This window comes from uncultured Methanofollis sp. (assembly GCF_937919355.1).
In the GTDB taxonomy this organism is placed as follows: domain Archaea; phylum Halobacteriota; class Methanomicrobia; order Methanomicrobiales; family Methanofollaceae; genus Methanofollis.
The window spans coordinates 1-4,748 of record NZ_CALFSA010000103.1 but is presented as its reverse complement, the minus strand read 5'-3'; the positions used below and the strand labels follow the sequence as shown (position 1 = coordinate 4,748).

Annotated in this window: 5 protein-coding genes; all 5 read right to left on the bottom strand. The window is 57.2% G+C overall.

Annotated features, from left to right (window positions below; all coding sequences use genetic code 11):
* A partial coding sequence (locus tag Q0520_RS04710) for a hypothetical protein (protein ID WP_298667179.1) occupies positions 1–471 on the bottom strand: 471 nt, incomplete at its 3' end.
* A 70-nt stretch (positions 472–541) separates the two neighbouring features.
* A complete protein-coding gene (locus tag Q0520_RS04705) occupies positions 542–1,663 on the bottom strand; it encodes a glycosyltransferase family 4 protein (RefSeq protein WP_298667177.1) in 1,122 nt (373 codons plus the stop codon).
* An 8-nt stretch (positions 1,664–1,671) separates the two neighbouring features.
* Positions 1,672–2,745: a DNA topoisomerase IV subunit A gene (locus Q0520_RS04700; RefSeq protein WP_298667181.1), complete on the bottom strand. Its 1,074-nt coding sequence runs from the start codon at positions 2,743–2,745 to the stop codon at positions 1,672–1,674.
* Positions 2,746–2,759: 14 nt separating this feature from the next.
* Entirely contained in the window at positions 2,760–4,559 is a 1,800-nt protein-coding gene (locus tag Q0520_RS04695) for a DNA topoisomerase VI subunit B (RefSeq protein WP_298667175.1), read from the bottom strand.
* Positions 4,546–4,748 (bottom strand): His/Gly/Thr/Pro-type tRNA ligase C-terminal domain-containing protein (locus tag Q0520_RS04690; RefSeq protein ID WP_298667173.1); only part of this gene is annotated, 203 nt, incomplete at its 5' end. The genes Q0520_RS04690 and Q0520_RS04695, both read right to left, overlap by 14 nt.

Genomic DNA, 4,748 nt, shown 5'->3' with positions numbered 1-4,748 from the left:
TTTCATCTCTTCAGTTGGATTTTCTCCGTTTCCTAAAAAATATTTTAAGGAGGCAGCAGCAGTGTATTTTAACATTTTATTAGAATCATAAATTGGATCGTGCCCCCGGGAAAGTTTCATCCCTCCAGATCCATGCTTTGTGACACCAGAGATTGCATCTCCAAATTTTTTTGAGACGGCATCAAAATCCCTCCTAAAATGAGAGAAATTTTGTGTATGTACAGCATGCAGCCCGACACTATGGCCAGCATTTAATAATTCTTCTGCAAAATCCGAATTCGGCGCTGTACTTGCTAAGAAAAAGAGTGAACCTTTTATTCCCCTATCATCCAGATCAGCGACGATCTTTTTGCACAGATCAAGATAACCCAGGCAATCAAACCCAAAAAAGCACTCCTGGTTTACTCTAGCATAGTGGAGAATTCTGTTGCCATAAGAGCCATCAACATCAATTCGCAGAATTACAGCCATAATAAATCGTGTACAATATTATATTATCTGAAACGGTATTTCACACTTTTCCAATAACCATTTGATGCCACTAAATGATCAGAATAGAATCAGAATATGCCTTGAATAACATTTCTTCCATCCTATCCCAATTATATCGCTCTTCAACCGCTTTTTTCCCATTCTCACCCATCTCCCTGGCCCTGTCAGGATGTTCTATCAGATAGTGTATGGCCCCATAAATGTCATATCTGGCATTACCGCCGACCAAGATACCGCACTTACAATCACCTACTATCCTTCGAATTTCAGGAAAGTCGCTCGCCACAACAGGCAGACCGCAGGACATATAGTCAAACAACTTGTTGGGCAGGCCGACATACATATTATAAGTGACCTTTTGGAAAAAAACTAGACCTATCCCGCCCTCACAGATTCTTTTGTACATCTTATCATAGGGCAATGTCCCGGTAACGTTAAAATGGCTATTATCCCCTCTCAAGACCTGACTGAGACGATCATCCAACTTTCCGACGATCGTCAACCTGATATCGGGGTAATCGGTTTTCAAACGGGTGACGGCGTCATAACATTCCTGTACCCCATGAGAGGCCTGCAATTTTCCTCCCATGTATATTAATTCCCGGGGATTTTTATTGCATGTATCACCACAAAGGGAATACTGAAGGACGGGGACATTTAAGATGACCCAGAGGGGCTTCCCGGAATCCCTGAACCTTTCGGCAACACTCTCGCTTACCGCAAGTATGCTATCAGAGAACCCCGATAAAAAACGTTCGTACTCTAAAACAAACCTTTCAAGCAGGTTATAGAAGATATTTGTATCATTTATTCCAATGTCCTCCAAAAATTGACTGGGCCAGTGCTCATGCACATCGTACACCAACCTCGTTCCCTTTACCAGTTTGAATAGCACACCGAGAAAGAGGGAACCCAATTCATGGCAATGATAAACATCACACTCTTCTTTTAAACCCGCTAAAAAAATTCTCCAGAGCGTAAGAAGATGAAAGATCTTATTCTTCGCTTTTTTAACTGATTTTACTTCCACATCTCCGACGACTCTATCAATTTCCTCATCAGACGGGGCAATCACGACGACGTCGTATTTTTTGGCAAGACTGACTGCTTCTTTGTAATATATACGAGTATCAAAAGGGGGGTGGACGGTGGTCAGCATGCAGATCTTCATGGTAGCCCTCACAGCACCCCCATCTCACTCAACCTTGCCGGCAAATACTCCTTCGTCACGAAGTCCAGGCCCTGGCTTGCGAAAGCCTGCTGTTCAGCCTTCAGCCCCATCTCAAGCTGCAACCCGATCTGCTCCCGCCAGTAGTCGGTCGCGAACCGCGGGTCTGTCAACTCCGCCTTCAGGGCCGCCACGTCCTGCTCGGAGAGGTGGTCGGACGGGAGGTCGTAGTCCCGGATGTCCGTAGGCTGCACCCCGATGAACTGCGCCTGCGGCGTCGCCAGCAGTTCTGACATGTGCGCCGCCTTGATCGAGCCGTACGCCACCGAGGCGTAGATGCGGTACGACCAGGGGTCACCGTCGGTGAAGACGACGATCGGGAGTTTGAACTCCTCGTGGATCCGCTTCAGGAGCCTCCGGGTCGAACGCGCAGGCTGGCCCTTCAGGTGGACGAGGGCTGCGCCGTACTCCTCGTCAAAGCCGTTCTCGATGAGGCGCGCGTACATACCGCCTGTCTCCAGGGCGATGACGAACTTTGCGTCGTGGTCCAGGAAGTCGAGGGCGTCGACATTGTTCGGGATCTGATACCCGGTCTCGCCGACGTCGTCCTGGCAGTGGATCTCCCGCACGCCCCGCCGCGTCTTCTCCCTTATCCTGATCGGCCCGAAGATCGAGGCCCCGTCCTCTTCCGGGCGGAGGTGGTAGACCTCGCGCTGGACATCGGTGAGGATCTCCAGGTCCTCAACAAGTTTGTTGGACTCGTCCTGCGCCGCAAACTTCGCCTGCTTCCAGCCCTCGGAGATGTAGTACATCTCTCTTAAGGTCGAGGACCGGTTCTCGGCCAGTTGCTTCTTCAGGAAACCGATCACGTACGCCATCTTCAGGAGGTGGACCGCCCCCTTCGCGGTCGAGGCCGAGCGCATGCTCTCCTTGTCGCCGTACTTCCAGACCTCGCTCTCCTCGTCGTACTCAATGTTCTGCTTCGTCCGCGTCGGCAGGGCGATCGAGGGGATACGGCCGTCGGTGAGCTGGCCGTACCACCGCTCCGCGATCTCCTTCAGGCGGTCGAGGCCGAGGGCCTCCATCTCCTCTTTCGTGCTCACAGGTACACCACCACTTTCTTCGTGTCCTCGACGCCGCGGACGTCCAGCATGCCGCCGCCCTTCCCGGTGTAGACGACATGCCAGGCCTCGCCGGGCGCGAGCGCACAGTTCCAGACCCGCGTGTACTCGCCGTCGAGGTCGCTCACAAAATCAGGCGCGGGCCGCGCGTCCTCCGCGGTATCGGCGGAGATGTCGTAGACGACCAGGGCGAGGTCATCGGCCGTGTGGTTCCGCACCTCGATGAGCACCCGGCCGTCATAGAACCGCTTCCGCGCCACAAGCCTGTGCATGATCCGCCCCTCGATTGCCGAGATGTCGGGCACCGGCTTTTCCACGATCTCGGCCACCTTCTCGGCGATCGCCGGGATCACCGCACAGACGGCGCGCGCCCGGTCCTCCTTCTGCCTGTTCCTCTCCCGGCGGGCGAGGTACGCCTTCAACTCCCTGCCCAGGTCCTGGAGGGCGAGGGTGATCTCCTTCTCGATCTCCGGGATCGAGGCAACCGCGTCCTTGCTCTCCGAGGTGAAGGGGACGTTCGTCGAGGCGACGTGGACGAGGACGAGCACAGGCCCGAGGGGGAGGCCCGACTGGGAGAGCCCGTAGTTCTTCCAGTTCACCCCGGCGACCTGCGCCGTGACCGCACAGGCCCCCTGCTGGTAGAGCAGGGGCACGCGGTTTGCAAAGCGCAGCACCTGCGCCGCTCCGTCGGGATCGAGTTTGCCACCGTAGCCGATCGCCGCCTCCACGACAAAGGGGTGGCCGGAGAAGACAGAGGCCGGGCGGGTCCGGGCCTTCACGAAGTCTGGCTGGAACTCCTTCTCCAGACCCTGGACGATGAGGTCCTCCCCGATCGGGGAGAGGCACTGGTTCGTCGGCGGCGCCGGGACGTGGACGGATTGCATCGCCGCAAGAAGGGTCTTCAGGGCGTCAGGGGCGATCGCGTCCATCCTGGCCCCGACAGGGAGGCCTGCGGCAGCCGCGATCTCCTCCGCGGTCTTCTTCCCCACCCGGCAGAAACTCCCGACCAGAAAGTCTTCGAGGGTGGCATCGGCCTTCGCGGCCGCCATCCTCTTCAGGGTGCCGAGTTCGATGCCGTGCGGGTGGGGCTGGATCGCCTGCGGCGACACGATCGGTTCTGCCGAGACCCGCTCGAAGGTCGTCGCCTCGCCGTCGATCTCGACCCGGATGCGCGCGTGCGGGTTCACGACCGAGGTGTAGCGGAGGTATTCGACGAGACGCTTTCGCGCCGCGAGAGTGCTCGTGAACTCCAGTTCGATCCTGGTGCCGTGCGTCCTGTCCCAGGCGACCTCCTCGTGGCCGAGCACCTCGGGTTCGTTCGTCTCTGTCCTGATCATCAGGGAGAAACGGTGGGCCGGCGCCTGCGCCGAGGTGCGGGAGACGACGGTCGCAGGCATGCCCGTGGTCAACTGGGCATAGAGGACCGCGGCCGAGATGCCGATCCCCTGCTGCCCGCGGCTCTGCCTGATCTGGTGGAAGCGGGAACCATACAGGAGTTTGCCGAAGACGTACGGCACCTGTTCGGGGACGATGCCCGGGCCGTTGTCCTCGACTGCCACCCGATATGCATCGGGCGAGGCCTTCCTGATGGAGACGAAGATATCCGGAAGGACGCCCGCCTCCTCGCAGGCGTCCAGGGCATTGTCCACCGCCTCCTTGATCGTGGTGATGATCCCCCGCGTCGGGGAATCGAAACCGAGGAGGTGCTTGTTCTTCTCGAAGAACTCCGCTACGCTGATGCTCTTCTGCTGTTTCGCAAGGTCTTCAGCGAGCACCAACGCCCTTCACCCCGGCGATCGCCTCGTCGATCTTCATCTCCCGCTGCTCGCCGGAGTGAAGGTCCTTGAGGGTGACCGTCCCTGCCTCTGCCTCGCGCTTGCCCATGATGCAGGCATAGTCCGCGGTCTTTGCGGCATGGGCGAGCTGCGCCCCCATGCCGCGGCCAAGCAGGTTCACCTCGGCCCTGA

Coding starts and splice junctions, on each gene's coding strand:
- Q0520_RS04705 (WP_298667177.1), bottom strand. CDS start 1,663: ATGAAGATCTGCATGCTGACCACCGTCCACCCCCCTTTTGATACTCGT.
- Q0520_RS04700 (WP_298667181.1), bottom strand. CDS start 2,745: ATGGAGGCCCTCGGCCTCGACCGCCTGAAGGAGATCGCGGAGCGGTGG.